At 73.1% G+C, this 15,033-nt stretch carries 12 protein-coding genes; 4 read left to right on the top strand and 8 right to left on the bottom strand.

Going from position 1 to position 15,033, the window contains the following annotated elements; translation table 11 throughout:
- Window positions 1-50 precede the first annotated feature (50 nt).
- Both PZ894_RS00070 and PZ894_RS00065 read left to right on the top strand, forming a co-directional pair.
- Entirely contained in the window at window positions 51-1,397 is a 1,347-nt protein-coding gene (locus PZ894_RS00070; RefSeq protein ID WP_275741202.1) for a 3-oxoacyl-ACP reductase, read from the top strand.
- Window positions 1,390-2,226: a MaoC/PaaZ C-terminal domain-containing protein gene (locus PZ894_RS00065; RefSeq protein WP_275741201.1), complete on the top strand. Its 837-nt coding sequence runs from the start codon at window positions 1,390-1,392 to the stop codon at window positions 2,224-2,226. Before PZ894_RS00070 ends, PZ894_RS00065 begins: the two co-directional genes overlap by 8 nt.
- A gap of 7 nt (window positions 2,227-2,233) precedes the next feature.
- On the opposite strand, the gene PZ894_RS00060 is transcribed toward PZ894_RS00065, so the two are convergent.
- From PZ894_RS00060 to PZ894_RS00040, 5 genes are read right to left on the bottom strand one after another with little or no spacing between them, the layout of a single operon-like run.
- On the bottom strand, window positions 2,234-2,857 hold the full coding sequence (locus PZ894_RS00060) for a sigma-70 family RNA polymerase sigma factor (protein ID WP_275741199.1): 624 nt from the start codon (window positions 2,855-2,857) through the stop codon (window positions 2,234-2,236).
- Window positions 2,858-2,915: 58 nt separating this feature from the next.
- On the bottom strand, window positions 2,916-4,043 hold the full coding sequence (locus tag PZ894_RS00055; protein ID WP_275741196.1) for a crosslink repair DNA glycosylase YcaQ family protein: 1,128 nt from the start codon (window positions 4,041-4,043) through the stop codon (window positions 2,916-2,918).
- A gap of 39 nt (window positions 4,044-4,082) precedes the next feature.
- Window positions 4,083-4,943: an acyl-CoA thioesterase II gene (locus PZ894_RS00050; protein WP_275741194.1), complete on the bottom strand. Its 861-nt coding sequence runs from the start codon at window positions 4,941-4,943 to the stop codon at window positions 4,083-4,085.
- Window positions 4,943-5,794, bottom strand: a complete 852-nt coding sequence (locus tag PZ894_RS00045) for an acyl-CoA thioesterase domain-containing protein (RefSeq protein WP_275741192.1) — start codon at window positions 5,792-5,794, stop codon at window positions 4,943-4,945. Before PZ894_RS00045 ends, PZ894_RS00050 begins: the two co-directional genes overlap by 1 nt.
- A 1-nt stretch (window position 5,795) precedes the next feature.
- The gene (locus PZ894_RS00040; RefSeq protein ID WP_275741190.1) at window positions 5,796-6,734 is read right to left on the bottom strand and encodes a PAC2 family protein; all 939 of its coding nucleotides are present in this window, start codon (window positions 6,732-6,734) and stop codon (window positions 5,796-5,798) included.
- A gap of 133 nt (window positions 6,735-6,867) precedes the next feature.
- Here PZ894_RS00040 and PZ894_RS00035 point away from each other — a divergent pair, with 133 nt between their 5' ends.
- Window positions 6,868-8,073: a thiolase family protein gene (locus PZ894_RS00035; RefSeq protein WP_275741188.1), complete on the top strand. Its 1,206-nt coding sequence runs from the start codon at window positions 6,868-6,870 to the stop codon at window positions 8,071-8,073.
- Window positions 8,073-10,148 (top strand): 3-hydroxyacyl-CoA dehydrogenase NAD-binding domain-containing protein, encoded by a 2,076-nt coding sequence (locus PZ894_RS00030; protein WP_275741186.1) that lies wholly within the window; start codon window positions 8,073-8,075, stop codon window positions 10,146-10,148. The genes PZ894_RS00035 and PZ894_RS00030 overlap by 1 nt, the downstream gene beginning before the upstream one ends.
- Window positions 10,149-10,170: 22 nt before the next feature.
- Here PZ894_RS00030 and PZ894_RS00025 read toward each other — a convergent pair whose 3' ends face one another.
- The 3 genes from PZ894_RS00025 to PZ894_RS00015 all read right to left on the bottom strand — a co-directional run bounded on the left by PZ894_RS00025 (window position 10,171) and on the right by PZ894_RS00015 (window position 14,909).
- Complete coding sequence (locus PZ894_RS00025; protein WP_275741184.1) at window positions 10,171-11,556, bottom strand: adenylate/guanylate cyclase domain-containing protein; 1,386 nt, start codon at window positions 11,554-11,556, stop codon at window positions 10,171-10,173.
- Window positions 11,549-13,246 carry an FAD-dependent oxidoreductase gene (locus tag PZ894_RS00020; RefSeq protein ID WP_275741182.1) on the bottom strand — a complete coding sequence of 566 codons (1,698 nt, stop codon included), beginning with the start codon at window positions 13,244-13,246 and terminating at the stop codon, window positions 11,549-11,551. Before PZ894_RS00020 ends, PZ894_RS00025 begins: the two co-directional genes overlap by 8 nt.
- Window positions 13,247-13,328: 82 nt before the next feature.
- The gene (locus PZ894_RS00015; RefSeq protein ID WP_275741180.1) at window positions 13,329-14,909 is read right to left on the bottom strand and encodes a DNA polymerase ligase N-terminal domain-containing protein; all 1,581 of its coding nucleotides are present in this window, start codon (window positions 14,907-14,909) and stop codon (window positions 13,329-13,331) included.
- Window positions 14,910-15,033 lie beyond the last annotated feature (124 nt).

The following is a 15,033-nucleotide window of genomic DNA, read 5'->3' as shown; positions in this document are numbered from 1 at the left end:
CAGGTCACGAAATCTGGACTCGGAGTTGCACGAGGAGTTGCATTGCCGTCATGAGCGATCTCTACCGGGGATTCACCGAGTCCGCCATCGGCCGGCAGGTCAGCAAGCTGCTCGGGCTCCCCCAGCCGGCGGAGCTGGAGCGGTACGTCGCGGGCGCCCCGCTCGTCGACGGCACGGTCGCGGTCGGCGGCCGGGGCCGCCTGGCCGACGACCTGGTCGGCATCCTCGACTCGCTGGGCATCATCGCGACGACCGACACCTCCGGGGAGGCCACGTTCAAGGGCTTGGTGCTCGACGCGACCGGGCTGACCTCGTCCGACCAGCTGGTCGCGCTGCGTGACTTCTTCACTCCGCTGTTGCGCCGCCTCGACCGCTGTCCCCGGGTGGTCGTGCTCGGCACCCCGCCGGAGCAGGCCGCGGATGGGGAGCGAGTCGCCCAGCGGGCGCTCGAGGGGTTCACGCGCAGCCTCGGCAAGGAGATCGGGCGCGGTGGCACCGTGCAGCTGGTGTACGTCGCCGACGGCGCCGAGTCCGCGGTGCACAGCACGCTCGCCTTCCTGCTGTCCCCCAAGTCGGCGTACGTCTCCGGTCAGGTGGTGCGCATCGGCGTCCACGGCGCCACCGACGCGGGCGCGGTGGCCGACTGGACCAGGCCGCTCGAGGGCCGCGTCGCCCTGGTCACCGGCGCCAGCCGCGGCATCGGCGAGCAGATCGCACGCGTGCTCCACCGCGACGGCGCGACGCTCGTCGGCGTCGACGTGCCCCAGGCGGCCAGCGAGCTGCAGGCGGTGATGAAGGAGCTCGACGGCGACCACCTCCTGCTCGACATCACCGCCAAGGACGCGCCGCAGCGGATCTCACGGCACCTGCGAGAGCGACACGGCGGGGTCGACGTGGTCGTGCACAACGCCGGCATCACTCGTGACAAGCGGCTCGTCAACATGACCGAGGAGCGCTTCGAGCAGGTGATCGAGGTCAACCTGGTCGCTCCCGAGCGGATCACCCGGCACCTGCTGGACGAGAGGGTCGTCAACGACAACGGCTCGATCATCGGGGTCGCGTCGATCGCGGGCATCGCCGGCAACGTCGGGCAGACCAACTACGCGACGTCGAAGGCGGGCGTCATCGGCCTCGTGGACTCCCTCGCCGACGAGCTGGCCGACGGAGAGGGCCGCGGCATCACCGTCAACGCGGTCGCGCCCGGCTTCATCATCACCCAGATGACCGCCGCGGTGCCGTTCGCGACGCGCGAGGTCGGACAGCGACTCAACGCGATGGCCCAGGGCGGCCTGCCCGTCGACGTCGCCGAGACGATCGCGTGGTACGCCAGCCCCGGCTCGACGGCCGTCAGCGGCAACGTCGTGCGGGTCTGCGGCCAGATGATGCTGGGTGCCTGACGTGGTCGGCATCCCGCTGCTGCTCAAGGCAGCGCTCCCCAAGGTCCGTCCGGGCGGCGACCTGCCCGACCTGCGCCTCGAGCGCCACGACGTCCTGATCGACCCCGACCACGTCGCGGCGTACGCCGACCTGTGCGGCTTCCCCCGCAAGGACACCGTGCCGCTGACCTACCCGCACCTGCTGGCGTTCGGGCTGCACCTGCGGATCATGGCCGACGCGTTCTTCCCCTTCCCCGCGATCGGCACCGTCCACCTCGAGAACTCCTTCACGCAGCACCGACCGATCGCGCCGACCGAGAGGGTCCAGGTCACCGCCCACCCCGACGGCCTCCGCCCGCACGCCAAGGGCCGGGTCTTCGACCTGGTCACCCAGGTGCACGCGCGGGGCGAGCTCGTGTGGGAGGAGACCTCGACGTTCCTGCGTCGCGGCCACGGGTCCGAGGGCGCGCCGACGGGTCCGACCTTCCCCGAGGCGCCGCCCACCGGCACCGAGTGGAGGCTCCGGTCCGACCTCGGCCGTCGGTACGCCGCCGTGTCGGGCGACCGCAACCCGATCCACCTCTACCCGCTCACCGCGAAGGCGTTCGGCTTCCCCCGCCAGATCGCCCACGGCATGTGGTCGCTGGCTCGCTGCGTCGGCGCGCTGGAGAACCGGCTCCCCCGCGCCGTCACCGTCGCGGCCGCGTTCAAGAGGCCGATCCTGCTGCCGGGCACCGTGGCGTTCGGGTCTCGCCGCGCGCCGGAGGCCGGCCCCGGGGCGTACGCGTTCTCGCTCTCGTCGCCGTCGAACGGCGCTCCGCACCTGGCGGGGGCCGCGACACCGGCCTGAGGGAACCTCAGGCGGCGCCGCGCGGCAGCGGGTCGTCGTCGGGCGTCGACCCCGCCGGCACCAGACGGCGCAGGCCGGAGGCGGCGGCGTACGCCGCGCGCAGGCCGCCCCGCTGCGTGCCGCCCGCCGGGTCGATGGCGTTGGCGCGCAGCGTGTCGCGCAACCACAGCAGCGCCTCGGTGCGCAGCTGCACGACCCGCGCCTCGGTCAGCCCGAGGTCGGCCGCGAGCGCCGCGGTGGCCCGCTCGTCGAGGAAGTAGCCGTCGAGCACCTGCCGGTGGCGCGCCTCCAGGGTGTCGATCGCCCGGCGCAGGCCGGCGAGCCGGGCGTCGGGTGCGACGGTCCCGACCGCGACCGGCTCGGGGCGGGTCGCGCGGAGGTCGGTGGAGCGGAGGACGACGAGGATCTCGCCGCGGACCACGGCGTTGGCGTAGACGAGGAAGTCACCGTCGATCGTCGGGTCGTAGGCGCGGGCGGCCTCCGCCGCCGCGACCAGGCCGACCGAGAGCAGATCGTCGCGGTCGACGCACGACGGGACGCGCGCGGAGACCTCCCCGACGACGTCGTGCACGAGCGGCACCGCCGACAGCGTCAGCTCGTCGGCGCTCGGTCCATGCTGTGGGTACCTCATGGCAGCCCCATCGGCAGGATCGCGGCGGAGCAGCAAGGTGGACCAGACCAGCTCGCGGTCAGGCCGGTGCCCGGTCGAGGCGGACGAGGTCGAGATCGAGCCACTCCGCGAGCGCCCCGATCTCGGCGTCGACCGCCGCCGCGACGTGGCGCGGGAAGGGCTCGTCCTCGTGGACCGCCCGCACGACCAGCGCGCCCTCGGCCCGGTCGGCGCTCGCATCGAGCTTGCCGATCAGCCGGTCGCCGCACAGGATCGGCAGCGCGTAGTAGCCCCACCGCCGCCGGGACGCGGGCTTGTACATCTCGAGCAGGTAGTCGAACTCGAAGACCTCTGTCAGCCGCTTGCGGTCCTGCACCAGTCGGTCGAACGGCGACAGCAGCGCCGCACGCCCGGCGAGGTCCGCGCCCACGAGGTCGGCCAGCGCGGGGTCGACCCGCCAGGTGCCGCGCACCCCCTCGACGACTGCCGGCACGCCCGCCGTGCCCACGTCGTGCTGCTCCCCCGGCGACGCGGCGGCCTTCGGCCGGGCGATCCCGAGGGCGGCGAGCCGCCGCCGGTCGCGCAGGAGCCGGGCCTCCTCGACATCCGGGTAGGGGTCGTCGGGATAGACCCGATCGGCCAGGTCCCACAGCTGTTCGCGTCCCTCGCGCCCGACGCAGGCGACCTCGCCGCGGGAGACCATCAGCATCAGGAGCATCTGGACGTTGCGCGCGTTGTTCCAGCCCGACGACCGCCACGGCACCTCGCAGCTGTCGGGCAGCTCGCCGGTCGGCAGCGGGCCGTCGCGGCGCAGCCGGTCGAGCAGGTCGCGGTGGCACCCGGAGTTGGCCTCGACCCACTCGGCCCGCGCGACCTCCCAGTCCTTGAGCGCACCGGCGCCGGGCCACGCCGCCATCTCGGCTTGGAAGAGCGCCATGTCGGAGGTGGGCCGGATGAAGCCGTGGTGCTCGATCAGCACCTGCTCGTCGAGCGCCTCGCGCAGCGTCGCGACGTCGTACGACGGCCCGAGCCTGCTCCACAGCACCAGGTCGGCACTCGGCGCGATCGCGCTGGTCGGCTCCGCCTGGACGACCGCGAGGTGGCGGACCGTGTCGACGACGTCGCGCGGCCGGTCGGCCGTCAGCAGCTGGGCGCGCACGGCGATGCGACGCGCGTCGGCGCGGGTGAGCCGCAGCGGATCCGGCATGGCGCGAGCCTAGGACGGCCCGGGGACGGCCGGGCGGGCTCAGGGCCGGCGCGGCCGGATCAGTCCCTCCTGGGCGGCCGTGGCGACGAGCGTGCCGTCGGCGGTGAAGATCCGGCCGAAGGCGAGGCCCCGCGCGCCCTGGGCCGAGGGCGACCACTGGTCGTAGAGCCACCACTCGTCGGCCCGGAACGGCCGGTGGAACCACAGCGTGTGGTCGAGCGAGGCCATCTGGGTCTTCGAGGGGTTCGCGTCGTGCACCGACAGGGTCGCGCCGAGCAGGCTCACGTCGCTGGCATAGGTGAACGCCGCGGCGTGGATCGCCGGGTCGTCGGGCAGGCCGTCGCGCAGCCGGACCCACATCCGCGCCTGGGAGACGTGGCCGTCGTCGGGGTCGAGACCGAACCGCGTGTTGCCGAGCCAGCGCACGTCGAGGGCGCCCCACTCCTTGCCGAGCGCGTCGGCCTCGGCGTCGCCGCCACGGCGCATCACCTCGAGCAGGTCGAAGCCGGTCTCCGGGGCGCCGACCGAGGGCATCGCGTCCTGGTGCTCGAAGCCGTCCTCGGGCCGCTGGAAGTTCAGCGACTGGTAGTAGATCGGGCGTCCGTGCTGGCGGGCGACCACGCGGCGCGTCACGAACGAGCGACCGTCGCGGGGGCGCTCGACGTCGTAGACGATCGGCACCGAGTAGTCCCCACCAAGCAGGAAGTAGGAGTGCAGCGAGTGCACGACGTACTCCTCGGGCACGGTGCGGATGGCGGCGATCAGCGCCTGGGCCGCGACCTGGCCGCCGTAGACGCGGGCGCGTGCCGACTCCGGCTGCTTGCCGCGGTAGAGGTCGACGTCGAGTTCCTCGAGATCGAGCAGGTCGACGAGCTCCTCGGTCGGGGTGAGCTCGGCCATCAGGCCCCCTTCCGGGGCCGGAGCACGGCCTCCTGCGCGACGGACGCCACCAGCGACCCGTCCCGGCTGAAGACCCGGGCGATGACCAGGGTCCGTCCCGAGGTGGCCGCCGGCGACACCTGGTCGTAGAGCCACCACTCGTCGGCCCGGAACGGCCGGTGGAACCACACCGCGTGGTCGAGCGAGGCGACGAACGCGTCCCCCCTGCCGAAGCGGATGTCGTGGGGGGCCATCGCCGCCCCGACCAGCGTCATGTCGGAGAGGTAGGTGAAGGCCGCGCGGTGCCAGAACTGGTCCTCGGGCAGGGGCGAGGACACCCGGAGCCAGACGCGCTGCCGCGCCGGGTGCCGGGGGTCGGGCTCCAGCCCTGACGCCGACGAGCCGATGAAGCGGATGTCGGCGACGCTCCACTGGTCGGCGTGCAGCTCGTCGCGTTGCTGCCGGGTCACCGGCCGCACCGACTCGTGGTCGGGCCCGGGGACGTCGGGCATCGACTCCTCGTGCTCGAGGCCGGGCTCGGAGAGGTGGAAGTTCACGGTCTGCGCGTAGATCGGGCGGCCGTGCTGCTGCGCGAGGACGCGGCGGGTCACGAACGATCGGCCGTCGCGGAGGTTCTCGACGTCGTAGATCGTCGGGACGCTCGGGTCCCCCGGCTGGAGGAAGTAGGAGTGCAGCGAGTGCGCGGTGTACGGCTCGTCGACCGTGCGCGAGGCGGCCACCAGCGCCTGCGCGGCCACCTGGCCCCCGAAGACCATCGACCGGGTCGTCGGCATCTGGGCACCACGGAAGAGGTCGTCGTCGATCCGCTCGAGGTCGAGCAGCTCGAGGAGCTCGTCGGCGTCGCGCGGCACGTCAGTCGCCCTCCTGGTCGCCGTCGCGCGGCTCGTCGGGACCGTCGAGGCCGGCGAGGAACTGCTCGAACTGGCGGCCGATCTCCTCCCCGGTCGGCAGCGGCTGGTCGGCCGCGAGCAGGTTGGAGCCGCTGTCCTCGGCGCGCTCGAACGCGTCGTACTGCCGCTCCAGCGCCGCGACCACCTCGGCGACGTCCTCGTTGGCCGCGAGGTAGCCGGCGACCTCGGCGTCCTTGTCGTCGGCCTCGGCGCGCAGGCCCGAGAGGTCGATCGTCAGCCGACCGGCGATCTCCACCTGCTCGAGCAGGGCGGCGGCCGCCAGCGGGTAGTCCATCTGCGCGAGGTAGTGGGGGACGTGCGCGACGAACCCCATCGCCTCGTGGCCCCACTCCCCCAACCGGATCTCGAGCAGGGCCTGGGCGCTGCTCGGGATGCGCAGCTCGCCGCGCCACGGGCTCGCGCCGGTGAGCAGTGCGGGGTCGTTGGCGTGCGGGGTGAGCGTGATCGGCCGGGTGTGCGGCACCGCCATCGGCACCGACCCGATCCCGATGACGCGGGTCACGCCGAGCCGCTCGACGACCTCGCGGACCGCGCGGCAGAACGCCTCCCACCTGGTGTCGGGCTCGGGTCCGTGCAGCAGCAGGTACGGCGTGCCGCCGGCGTCGCGCAGGAGCCGGACGACTAGCCGCGGTGCGTCGTACGACGCGTAGTGGTCGCGCACGAAGGACATCGGTGGCCGGCGGGCGCGGTAGTCGTGGAGCTGGTCGACGTCGAACGTCGCGACCACGGGCCCCTCCGACAGGTCGACGAGGTGCTGCGCCGCCCGGGCGGCCGCGTTGCCGGCGTCGAGGAACCCGTCCAGCACCAGCACCATCGTCAGGGACGAGCCGTCCTCCGGCTCGGGGACGTCGTCGACGATGTGCACCAGGCGGTCCGGCATGGGGCACAGCGTAGTGAGGGTCGTCGTCGGCATGGTGCACCGCCGGGCGAGGGGGAGGTCACACGCCCGCCGTTATTACCCGCTGGTAACGTAGCGGCGTCCATCGCATCCCTCCCGAGGAGAGCCCCTCACCATGGGTAGACCCCGACAGTCGCGAGAGGTCGTCTTCGTCGACGGCGTCCGCACCCCGTTCGGCAAGGCCAAGGGCCAGTACGCCGAGACCCGTGCCGACGACCTGGTCATCAAGTGCATCCGCGAGCTCCTGCGGCGCAACCCGTCGCTGCCGCCGGAGCGCGTCGACGAGGTGGCCGTCGCCGCCACTACGCAGATCGGCGACCAGGGCCTGACCATCGGCCGCACCGCCGCGCTCCTCTCCGGACTGCCGCAGAGCGTCCCCGGCTACGCCATCGACCGGATGTGCGCCGGCGCCATGACCGCGGTGACGACCACCGCCTCCGGCATCGCCTTCGGCGCCTACGACGTCGCGATCGCCGGCGGCGTCGAGCACATGGGCCGCCACCCGATGGGCGAGGGGGTCGACCCCAACCCGCGCATCCTCTCCGAGCGACTCGTCGACCCCGACGCCCTCGTGATGGGCAAGACCGCGGAGAACCTGCACGACCGCTACCCGACGATCACCAAGGAGCGCGTCGACGCGTACGCGGTGCGCTCGCAGCAGAAGACGGCGGCGGCGTACGACGCCGGGAGGCTCCAGCCCGACCTGGTGCCGGTCGCCACACGCTCCGCCGAGGAGGGCTGGGGCCTGGCCACGATCGACGAGCCGATGCGCCCGGGCACGACCCTGGAGTCGCTGGCCGTGCTCAAGACGCCGTTCCGCCCGCACGGCAAGGTGACCGCCGGCAACGCCGCGGGCATCAACGACGGCGCGACCGCGGCGCTGCTCGCCGACGAGGAGACCGCCCGCGAGCTCGGTCTCCCGGTCAAGATGCGCCTGGTGTCCTACTCCTTCGTCGGCGTCGAGCCCGAGGTGATGGGCGCCGGCCCGATCCCGGCGACCGAGAAGGCGCTCAGGCAGGCCGACCTCACCATCGACGACATCGACGCGTTCGAGGTCAACGAGGCGTTCGCCGTGCAGGTGCTCGCCTTCCTCGAGCACTTCGGGATCGCCGACGATGACCCGCGGGTCAACCCGTACGGCGGCGCGATCGCGATGGGCCACCCGCTGGCGTCCTCCGGCGTGCGGCTGATGACGCAGCTCGCGAAGGCGTTCGAGGAGCGCCCCGAGGTGCGCTACGGCCTGACCACCATGTGCATCGGCATCGGCATGGGCGGCACCGTCATCTGGGAGAACCCGCACTGGACCGGAGAGGCCGCCTGATGAACGACCTGACGAACCTGCTGACCCGCGCCCAGGAGATCTCCTCCGACGCCGAGCGCGTCACCCGGGCTCACCTGCGCAAGATCGCCCTCCCCAGCGGGGCGATCTTCGGCCTGATCACGCTCGACAACGGCGAGGACCACACGAAGCCGAACACCTTCGGCCCGCGCTCGCTGCTCGCCCTGAACGAGGCCGTCGACGCCGCGCTCGCCGACGACGAGATCACCGCGATCGGCGTCACCGGCAAGCCGTTCATCCTCGCGGCCGGCGCCGACCTGACGTCGATCGCCGGCGGCGGCCCCGACGGCGTGCGCGTCGTGGCGGAGCTCGGCCACGCGGTCTTCCGCAAGCTCGGCCGAGGAACGGCAGGGGGCGGCAAGCCGTCGTTCGGGTTCATCAACGGCCTGGCCCTCGGTGGCGGCCTCGAGGTCGCGCTGCACTGCACCTACCGCACGGTGATGGACAGTGCCCCGGCGCTCGGCCTGCCCGAGGTCATGCTCGGCCTGATCCCCGGCTGGGGCGGTGCCTTCCTGGTGCCGAACCTGGTCGGCGCCGACAAGGCGGTGACCGCGATCCTCGAGAACCCGCTCAACAACGGCAGGACGCTGGGCGGCGCCGCGGCGTACGAGCTCGGCCTCGCCGACGCGGTCTTCTCCGGTGCGGACTACCTCGAGCAGTCGCTGCTCTGGGCCGACGCGGTGCTCCGCGGCGAGATCGTCGTCCAGCGGCCGGAGGTCGACCGCGGTGCGGCGTGGGACGCCGCCGTCGCGCGCGCCCGCGCCCTCGCCGAGTCGAAGACCGGCGGCGCGAGCCCGGCCGCGCTCAAGGCCGTCGAGCTCATCGACGCCGCTCGCGACGGCGACCGGGACGCCGGCTTCGCGCGCGAGGACGAGGCGCTCGAGGCGCTGTCGCGTACGCCGGAGCTGCTGGCCTCGCTCTACGCGTTCGACCTGGTGCAGAAGCGCGCCAAGCGCCCGGCCGGCGCGCCCGACAGGGCGCTCGCCCGTCCGGTGACCAAGGTCGGCGTCGTGGGCGCGGGCCTGATGGCCTCGCAGCTGGCGCTGCTCTTCGTGCGCCGCCTCGAGGTGCCGGTCGTGCTGACCGACCTCGACCAGGAGCGCGTCGACAAGGGCGTCGGCTACGTGCAGGCCGAGATCGACAAGCTGCTCGACAAGGGCCGGATCAAGCCCGACCGGGCCAACCGGCTCCGGACGCTCGTCACGGGTGCCGTCGACAAGAGCGAGTTCGCCGACGCCGACTTCGTGATCGAGGCCGTCTTCGAGGAGATGTCGGTCAAGAGGTCGGTCTTCGCCGACGTCGAGAAGGTCGTCTCTCCCGAGTGCATCCTGGCGACCAACACCTCGTCGCTGTCGATCACCGAGATGGCGGCCGACCTCGAGCACCCCGAGCGGGTCGTCGGCTTCCACTTCTTCAACCCGGTCGCGGTCATGCCGCTGCTCGAGATCGTCAAGGGCGAGCAGACCTCCGACGAGACCCTGGCGACGGCGTTCGCGACCGGCAAGGCGCTGAAGAAGACCACGATCCTGGTCAACGACAGCCCGTCGTTCATCGTCAACCGGCTGCTGGGCCGCTTCATGGGAGAGGTCGGCCGGATCGTCGACGAGGGCACCCCGGTGCCGGTGGTCGACGGCGCCTTCGCGGGCGTGGCGCCGATGCCGCCTCATCAGCTGCTGGCGCTGGTGGGCCCGGCGATCGCGCTGCACAACGTGGAGACGCTGCACGGCGCGTTCCCGGACCGCTTCTACGTCTCCTCCGCGCTCGAGCGGGTGGTCGCGGCGAGGAAGGCGTCGTACTACGGCCCCGACGGCGACCTCGACCCCGAGGTCGAGTCGCTGCTGGAGCGGCCCGCGTCGCCGGTGGTGCTCACCGCCGACCAGGTCCGGGCCCGCGTGCTCGCCGGCCTGGCGGACGAGGCGCGGCGGATGCTCGACGAGGGCGTCGTCGTCGCCGCGGAGGATCTGGACCTGGCGATGATCACGGGTGCAGGATTCTCGTTCTGGAACGGCGGTCTGACGATGCTTCTCGAGCGGGAGGGACTCGGGAAGTTCCACTGACCGTCGCAGGCCCGACCCGGTGCTAGCGCGCCGGGTCGGGCCGTTCGTCCAGCGCGACGAGCAGGTGCACCGGGACCGCCCCGCTCTTGCCCTTCAGCTCCAGATCGCCGAGCGGCACCGTCGTCGCGCCCGGGAGCAGTGCCTTGGTCGCCGAGCCGACCGCCACGCCGCCGACGGGCGCCCTGCCCTCGATGCGCGAGGCCGTGTTGACGACGTCACCGATCACGGTGTGCGTCCGACCACCGGCGGTGCCGAGCAGGCTCACGGCGACCGGTCCGGTGTTGATGCCGACCCGGAACCGCGGCCAGTCGGGGTGCTCGGCGTGCACCCGCGCGGCCGCGGCCTGCAGTGCCAGTCCGGCGGCCGCCGCGCGCCGCGGGTGGTCGCGCTGGTCGCCGCGCTTGTTGAACGTCACCATCAGCGCGTCGCCGACGATCCGGTCGACGTCGCCGCCGTGAGGGTCGACGACGGCCGGGACGGTCGCCGCGAAGTAGGCGTTGAGCATCGCGGTGACCTCCTCGGGTTCGTGGCCCTCGGAGTAGGTCGTGAACCCCTGCAGGTCGGCGAAGAGCACACTGATCACCCGTGTGCCCGACGTCGTCGCCGGCAGGTAGAGGTCCGCGAACCGCTCCTCGTGCCACGAGGCGCGTGCACCGAGGGCCACGAGCACGAACGCGGCGAGCAGCAGCAGGTGCCACTCCCACCAGGCGAGGTGCCAGTTGTCGGCCAGGGCGATCGCCACCATGGCCTCGGCGAGCAGCACGAACGCCGACAGCATCGCGAGCAGCACCACGGCCGGGCGGCGCAGCCAGAGCTGTACGTAGCGGGCGGCGCCGAGCAGGTAGAGCACGATCGCGACCAGTGCGAGCAGGTCCGTGGCCAGGTCGTCGGCGGTGGGCGGCCGGTCCAGCGGCGGCAGCCCGACCAGCGACCACGCTCCCCACACCGCCATCGCGACGAGCAGGGCGACGCGCATCGCGCGCCCGCGGCGTACCTCCACCTGGGCCCGCTCCCCGGGGACGTCGCGGCAGGAGAGCACGACGAAGACGGCCCCGACCGCGATGCCGACCGGCGTGGCGAGCTGGAAGCCCAGGTTGGCGGTGCCGAGCAGCATGCCCGGCGTCGCCAGCGCGTGGAGCGCGAGGAACCCGGCCGAGGCGAGGAACGTCAGCGACACCTGCAGGACCCGCGCGTCGCCGCGCCGGATCGCGGCGTCCCCGGTCACGTACGCGAGCCCCGCCGCCACCGCGGCCGTGGCGAAGACCACCCAGAAGTGCGCGGGATGGTGCTCCCAGCTCACGTCGAGCTCGGGCCGGGTGAGCAGCAGCACGAGCCCGAGCATCGGCAGCAGCAGGGCGAGCACCCCGCTCACGAGTCGCGCGGGTGCGGGTGGCCGCCGCTCAGCCATGGGCGGTGCTCAGGTGGGTGTGGACCTGGGACACCACGACCGAGCCCTCGCCCACGGCCGAGGCGACCCTCTTGACCGAGCCGCAGCGCACGTCGCCGACGGCGAACACCCCCGGGAGCGTCGTCTCGAACGGCTGCGGCGGCCGCTCCAGCGGCCACGCCTCCGACCGCGCCGCGTCGGCGCCGGTGAGCAGGAAGCCGTGGCCGTCGCGCCCCACCTCGGCCGGCAGCCAGTCGGTCCGCGGCTGGGCGCCGATCATCACGAAGAGTCCGTTGAGTGCGACCTCGCGCTCCCGGCCGCTCGCCCGGTGCCGGATCCGGACCCGCTCGAGGCGTCCGTCGCCGGACCCGTCGACGACCTCGCTCTCGGTGAGCACCTCGATGACCGGCTCCGCGTCGATCGCGTCGATGAGGTAGGCCGACATGCTCTGTGCCAGGTCGGCTCCGCGCACGACCAGGTAGACCCGGGAGCAGTAGCGGGCGAGGTGCAGCACGGCCTGCCCTGCCGAGTTGCCCCCGCCGACGACCGCGGCCACCAGTCCGGTCAGCGCGTGGGCCGCGGACACGTTGGCGCCGTAGTAGACACCCCGCCCCGCGAGCTGCTCCAGAGCCGGCACCTCCAGCCTGCGGTAGGAGACACCGGAGGCCAGGATGACGGCGCGCGCCGACACCTCGCCGATGTCGGCGATCGTGAGCACGAACCGGTCTCCGGCTCGCCGCAGCCCGCCCACCTCGCGCATCAGCACGAACTGTGCGCCGAAGACCCACGCCTGTTGGTAGCCGCGCTGCGTGAGCTCCGAGCCCCGGAGCCCGCGGGAGAACCCCAGGTAGTTGCGGATCAGGGAGCTCGTGCCGGCCTGGCCGCCGAGCGCCTCACGCTCGACCACGAGCGTGCGCAGTCCCTCTGACGCGGCGTAGACCGAGGCGCCGAGCCCGCCCGGCCCTGCCCCGACGACCAGCACGTCGTACTCGCGATCGTCGTCCGGCAGCCGGGTCGACATCCCCCAGGCCTCGACGATCTCGAGGTCGGTCGGGTCGGCGAGCGCCCGGCCGCCGAGGGCGCGCAGCCAGACGACGACCTCGGTCCCCGGGGCACCGAACCGGTCGAAGACCTGGCGTCCGGTGTCGGAGTCGCGGGGGCGGAACGAGTAGGGGATGCGGTTGCGGCTGAGCAGGTCGCTGATCGCGAACCCGCGGGCGGAGGACCGGTCCGCGACGACCACCACCTCGCGGAAGCTCTGGGGCTCGTTGCGCGACCAGTCCTGCACGAACTCGGCGATGGTCCGGTGGAAGAGCTCGTCCCGGGGGGTCCACGGCTTCAGCACGTAGTAGTCGATGTCTCCGACCGCGACGCCGCGCAGGATCCGCTGGGCGGTGCCGCGGTCCGCCCACGAACCCCACGGCACGAGCATCGCGCGCCGCGCCTCGGGGTGCAGCGTCCGCGCGGCCGCGAAGATCCGGCTCCGCTCCTCGTCGGGAAGACCGGCGTCGACGAGCACGACCGCGACGCGCTCCGACCTCGCGTGGGCGCCCTCGAGGGCTGCGACGGCGTCCACGCAGCGCAGTTCGCCACGGATCCCGTAGTCGCTGCCGAACGCCCGCTGCAGCTCGCCCTCGATCCGGTGCAGGTGCACCGGCTCGGTGTCGACGGCCAGCAGGAGCGGACGGTCGCCCCAGTCCGCGCCGAGCATGACCTCGACGCTAGGCCGCCCGTCGCGGCGCCGCGTCCCCCAATTGGATGACCGGCTCGGTGCGGTCCGCGCTCAGCTCGCTTCAGCTGATCTCCGGCAGCTCCTGCGCGGCGCCGAGCAGGGCCCGGAACGGGTCGCCGCGCTCGACCAGCCGGTCGAGCACCGTCCGGATCGTCCAGCGGTCCGTGCGGAGGCCGGGGTCGTCCAGCTCCGACCAGGCGATGGGCACCGAGACGGGCGCGCCCGCCGCCGGACGCGCCGAGTACGGCGCGACGAGCGTCTTGTTGATCGCGTTCTGCGTGTAGTCGAGGCGCGCGAGTCCCTTGCGCTGCTTGACCTCCCACTTCCAGCTGATCAGCTCGGGCACGACCTTGCCGACGGTCCGGGAGACCTTCTCGACCCACGCCCGGGTGTCCTCGAACGTGTAGCCGGGGGTGACCGGCACCCAGATCTGGATGCCGCGCCGGCCGGTCACCTTCGGCCGGGCGGTCACGCCGAGGTGGTCGAGCGCGGTGCGGTGCAGTCGCGCGAGCGCGAGCAGGTCGTCCCACGTCGTCCGCTCGCCCGGGTCGAGGTCGATGAGCGCGTACGTCGGCTCGTGCGGCGACTCGGCCCGCGAGGTCCACGGGTGCCACTCGAGGGCGCCGAAGTTGGCGACCCAGACCAGCGCTGCCGGCTCGTCCGGCACGACGTACGCCGTGGTCTCGCCCTCGTCGGCGTCGGGGTTCTCCCAGCAGCGCAGCCACCCGGGTGCGTGCTCGGGCCGCTGCTTGTGCCAGAAGCCCTTGCCGCCGACGCCGTTGGGGTAGCGGTGCATGTTGAGCGGCCGACCCGCCAGGTAGGGCAGGGCCACCGGCGCGACGCGGGCTGTGTAGGCGAGCAGCTCGCGCTTGGTGACCGACCGGCCACGATCGTCGGCGGGGAAGAGGACCTTGTCGAGGTTGGTCACCTTCAGCCGTCGCCCGAAGACCTCCCAGGTGCCGCCCGATCCCAGCGACTCGAGCTCGTCGATGGCCTCGGCGGGCAGGCTCTCCGGCAGCAGGGAGACGCTCGCCTCGGCGGCGGGGGCTTCGGAGCGCCAGATGCGGTGCGGGTCCTCGACCACCTCCTCGTTGGTGCGGCCGCTGAGCACGGAGCGCGGGTGCTCCTCCGGGTCCCAGCCGCCCACGGCGTGGTCGTCGTGCTTGTGCAGCAGCATCCACTCGTCGCTGCCCGCCCCGCCCCGGTCGTCGCGGCGCACCAGCACAAGACGCCCGCGCAGCTTGTGGCCGTGCATCTCCGCGTGCAGCTCGCCGTCGCGGACGGCCGCGCCGGGGTCGTCGGTGTGGACGGGCTCCCACGTGCCGGTGTCCCACACGATGACGTCGCCGCCGCCGTACTCCCCCGACGGGATCACGCCCTCGAAGTGCAGGTACTCGACCGGGTGGTCCTCGACGTGCATCGCGAGTCGGCGCGCCTTCGGGTCGAGCGTCGGCCCCTTGGGCACCGCCCAGCTCACCAGGACTCCGTCGATCTCGAAGCGCACGTCGTAGTGCAGGCGACTGGCCCGGTGCCGCTGCACGACGAACCGGCGCTCCCCCTCTGCCCCACCCACCGCACCGGCCGGCTCTGGCGTGCGCGAGAAGTCGCGCATCCCGCGATAGATGTCGAGCTTGCCGGCCATGACCGGAGGGTTCCCCCGTTGACGCGGCGCATGTCGCTCTCCACCCCGCCGTCACGTGCGTCGGTGGAACTGGACCTTGCCGGTGGGCAGGTACGTGGTTTCGTAGTTCGAATCGTGGGCTCGG

This window comes from Nocardioides sp. YIM 152315, assembly GCF_029210375.1.
Taxonomy (GTDB): Bacteria; Actinomycetota; Actinomycetes; order Propionibacteriales; family Nocardioidaceae; genus Nocardioides.
The sequence above is the reverse complement of the archived record's forward strand: the minus strand, read 5'-3'. Positions and strand labels throughout refer to the sequence as shown.